4 protein-coding genes are annotated in these 3707 nt (G+C 26.1%); all 4 read right to left on the bottom strand.

The genetic code is table 11. The features are described 5' to 3' along the window. Positions 1-268 precede the first annotated feature (268 nt). Positions 269-478 carry a hypothetical protein gene (locus tag NEH75_RS12475; protein WP_202966286.1) on the bottom strand — a complete coding sequence of 70 codons (210 nt, stop codon included), beginning with the start codon at positions 476-478 and terminating at the stop codon, positions 269-271. 693 nt (positions 479-1171) lie between these two features. After that, positions 1172-1534: a hypothetical protein gene (locus NEH75_RS12470; RefSeq protein WP_122640922.1), complete on the bottom strand. Its 363-nt coding sequence runs from the start codon at positions 1532-1534 to the stop codon at positions 1172-1174. Positions 1535-1571: 37 nt separating this feature from the next. Further along, entirely contained in the window at positions 1572-2204 is a 633-nt protein-coding gene (locus NEH75_RS12465) for an ABC transporter ATP-binding protein (RefSeq protein WP_055306049.1), read from the bottom strand. An 11-nt stretch (positions 2205-2215) separates the two neighbouring features. Continuing rightward, a complete protein-coding gene (locus tag NEH75_RS12460) occupies positions 2216-3574 on the bottom strand; it encodes an ABC transporter permease (protein WP_262948960.1) in 1359 nt (452 codons plus the stop codon). Positions 3575-3707: the final 133 nt, after the last annotated feature.

Raw genomic sequence — 3707 nt, 5'->3', positions numbered from 1 at the left:
CTTCAGCACCGTTTATTTTGAAGTAACATGAAGGGGTATCGGTATAGCGCTGATTAGATGAAGGTTGATCTAGCTGAACGGGAACAATGATTGGATTCTCTTTCATAAAAAAATTGACCTCCTTTTCTTTGATAGCTTAATTTTAGCTCAAAGTTGGAGGTCAAAATAGACAGGTTTATATTACCCGCTTACCTTTTTTCATTATACTTTCTCCCTTCTACATATAAAAAACTCTTACTTGCATATCTAAATACAAGTAAGAGCTTTACTAAAGTAAACTTTTATAAAATTCTATTGTTGGCTTATCATTATTTATTAACAGATTTAATTTTTCATATGTTGAATCATAGAAGTTATTATCTTTAGCATATTTAATTACTTCCTCATAAGATAATTCAAAAATATTATCTGTTATGTTATAGTAGAAATCATCATTCATCACACCAAAGAAATATTTTACTGAATCATCATATGTCATTCTTGGTACTTCTTCTAAATCACAATTTTCATCTGTATAACAACCATTTCTATCATTCCATTACGGAAACTCTTTCATTTTTCTACGTATAATCTCATTATTCATAGATACAACCTCCTTATATACTACATAATCATAATATATATTTATATATTACTTAAAATACGTAATGCATCTAATGCCATTACTTTAACATGAGGTTTTATAGTATCATTACTTTCAATTTCTTCTTTAGTAAACCAATATAATTCTTTGCTTTCTCCCTTTTGTGGTCTAACTTCATTAGAAAATGCTCTTTCAAAATATATAAAATCTATATTCTCAACTTCATGACCTACATTTTCAAGAAGAGTATGCATTGGACTATGTAATTGAATCTCCGTATCGGTGTTAAGTTAGGTTGTAAACTTGCTCATTACTTTTCTCCTTTTCTAATATACTTTTAAAATTATAATTTAATTATGATCTACATCCCCATATTATTCTATATAGTAATGTTCAAATTCAACATAGTTGCTCCAAAACTTCTTAACCTAAAAGAAGAAGGAGCATCCTTAACTGATACTCCTTCTCAAAACTTACTTTATATCCAATTGCTTGTTATCCTTTACCATCTTACCCCATTCCCCTAACATCATAATAACTTTCTCAAGTGAATATCAAGAGTTTTCTAAATTAATCCTTAACAGCTAGTTAATCTTTTAAATATTCTATTAATTCTTCTAATTCATTATCATCTTTATTTAATTTATCAAAGTCTTCTAAATCACTTTTTATATCTTTTTTTACTTCCTTTTTAACATTTAATCCACTGATAATATATCCCATAGAAAATGTTGCTATTGAATAAAATGCATATGGTAATGATGAATTAATGTAATATGTTATTACCATTAATATACTTTTACTTACCACAATCCTATTTGATGCTACAAGTGATAATATATATACATGTGAATTATATATAGTTAATAATGTATATACTAATATAATTATTGAAATAACATATAATACTTTACTTATTAAATTTATATCTTTAAAATGTTTTACTTCCATACTTAAGCCACCTCTTATAAAAGATTATTAATTTTTATTAATTAATCTGTATTAGTTTTTTATTTTTTAACACAAGTACAACATCCGCTTTTTTAGCTAATTCCTTACTATGAGTAACCACTATTACGCATTTTTCATGTTTATGTGCACTTACTTTTAATATTTCTATAATTTCATCAGCTGTATCACTATCTAAATTTCCTGTTGGCTCATCTGCTAATATTACTGGTGAATCTGTAACAAGTGTTCTTGCAATGGCAACACGCTGTTGCTGCCCCCCTGATAATTGTAATACGTTTCTATTAACTTCATCATCAGTTAATCCTAAATTGTTTAAAATTTTCTTATCTGCCTTAGGATTAACTATCTTTAAATTTTCTAAAGGTGTCATATAATCAATTAAATTATAATTTTGAAAAATTAATGAAATATTGCTTTTTCTATGATTCTCATACCCTTTTACTTTTATATTTTGATTATTATATAATATTTCACCATTTCTAGGTTCATCTAATCCAGCCAGTAATGATAATAATGTTGTTTTTCCTGAACCAGAAACCCCTAAAATAGCATAAAATTTTCCTTTTTCAAATTCCATGCTTATATCATTTAAAACTTTTTTTCCATTTTTATATGAATAATTAACTTTATTTAATGCTAAAATTGACATTTATTTTCCTCCTAGCTCATTTTGGATAATATTTCTTTTGGTTTTAATCTAATTATTGATGCTGATGATGCCATTACTGAAAGTATGATAATAACTGTTCCTATAACATATACATAAATTAATTCTTCAACCTCTACTTTTACATCTATTTCATCTACTGTACGAGTTGCTAAAGAACTATTAACATCATTTCCTAATGAAAATCCTCCAAATCCACTTTGAACGTCTTGAACCGCTTGCTTACTTGCTTGTGCAACTATTGTATTTCCTATATTTTGTGAAATTACCTTACTTGAGAAATATGATCCTCCAAAAGCTAATATACTTATAAGTAATAATTCAATTATATATTGAGAAATAATATTAAACTTTGAAACTCCTATTGAAAGTAATATACCGGTTTCATGAACTCTTCCTTGAATCCAAAATGCTAACACTAATGAAAGTATTATTACTCCAGCTATTATTGCTCCAATTAAAACCATATTTATAATCTTATCTAAAGAATCAAAAGACTTAGATAAAGCTAAAAATGTATCTTCACTTTTTACTATTGTATACTTATTCCAATCAGCAGAAATATCTTTAAATTTTGATGTTACTTTATCTACATCAGTATCTGTATTGAAAGTAGCATTTGTATATTTTACATTTCCATCTGAATATCCATATAAAGTTTTAATAGTATCTACATCAGTAATTAAAAGATTTTCTGGCATTTCTAATTTATGTCCAACTCTTTCAGTATTTTCACTTTCAAAAATACCTACGATTTCAAGGTCATAATCACTTTTAGATAAAGTTGATGCATTAAAATCACCAGCACTCTTTGTTGCTTTTATAGTATCTCCAACTTTTAAATTATTTGCTTCTGCTAGAGCCTTATGAATTAATACCTTGTTTTTATCAGTAGCAACAATATGTCTACCATCAATAAGCTTTAATGATTTACTTATAAACTTAGTATCATATTCTGAATTTTTATGTGCTTCTACAGAAAAAAGTTTTTCATATTTATAATCATCATTATATTGAACTACATTTTTTTCAGGTTTTATATAATTTACATTTTCTAAATCTAAACCAGCTCCTTGAATTGCTGCATCATAATTCTTAACACCTTCTACCTTTGAAACCTTATCAATTAAATTTTCTGGAATTGTTCCTTCAAAATTACCCGCAAAATTAGCTTGTAATTCAAAAGTATTTGCCATATCCTTATTTGAATCTTGTCTTGCTATATTTGCTGCCTTTTTAATTGAAATTCCACTTAAAACTGCCGTTGCTATTCCAAATAATATAAATAACATAATAATACTTTTTATTTTTTTTCTTGTTATATATAATATTGATCTCTTAAATACATTCATATTTATGTCCTCCTTGTTTATTAACTTGAGTACATTCTATCAACCTAATATGAAATATTTATGAAATTTAAAAATTAAGTTTATAAAATTCATTAAGAATCGTATTAATTAAATTATTTGTAACTATTCAGCC

It is taken from the genome of Turicibacter sp. T129, from assembly GCF_025594975.1.
In the GTDB taxonomy this organism is placed as follows: Bacteria; Bacillota_I; Bacilli_A; order MOL361; family Turicibacteraceae; genus Turicibacter; species Turicibacter bilis.
This window is presented reverse-complemented; position numbering and strand designations above follow the sequence as displayed.

What these genes read in the sequence shown, in the direction of transcription:
- NEH75_RS12475 (WP_202966286.1), bottom strand. Translation starts at nt 478, where the DNA reads ATGACATATGATGATTCAGTAAAATATTTCTTTGGTGTGATGAATGAT.
- NEH75_RS12460 (WP_262948960.1), bottom strand. Translation starts at nt 3,574, where the DNA reads ATGAATGTATTTAAGAGATCAATATTATATATAACAAGAAAAAAAATA.
- NEH75_RS12470 (WP_122640922.1), bottom strand. Translation starts at nt 1,534, where the DNA reads ATGGAAGTAAAACATTTTAAAGATATAAATTTAATAAGTAAAGTATTA.
- NEH75_RS12465 (WP_055306049.1), bottom strand. Translation starts at nt 2,204, where the DNA reads ATGTCAATTTTAGCATTAAATAAAGTTAATTATTCATATAAAAATGGA.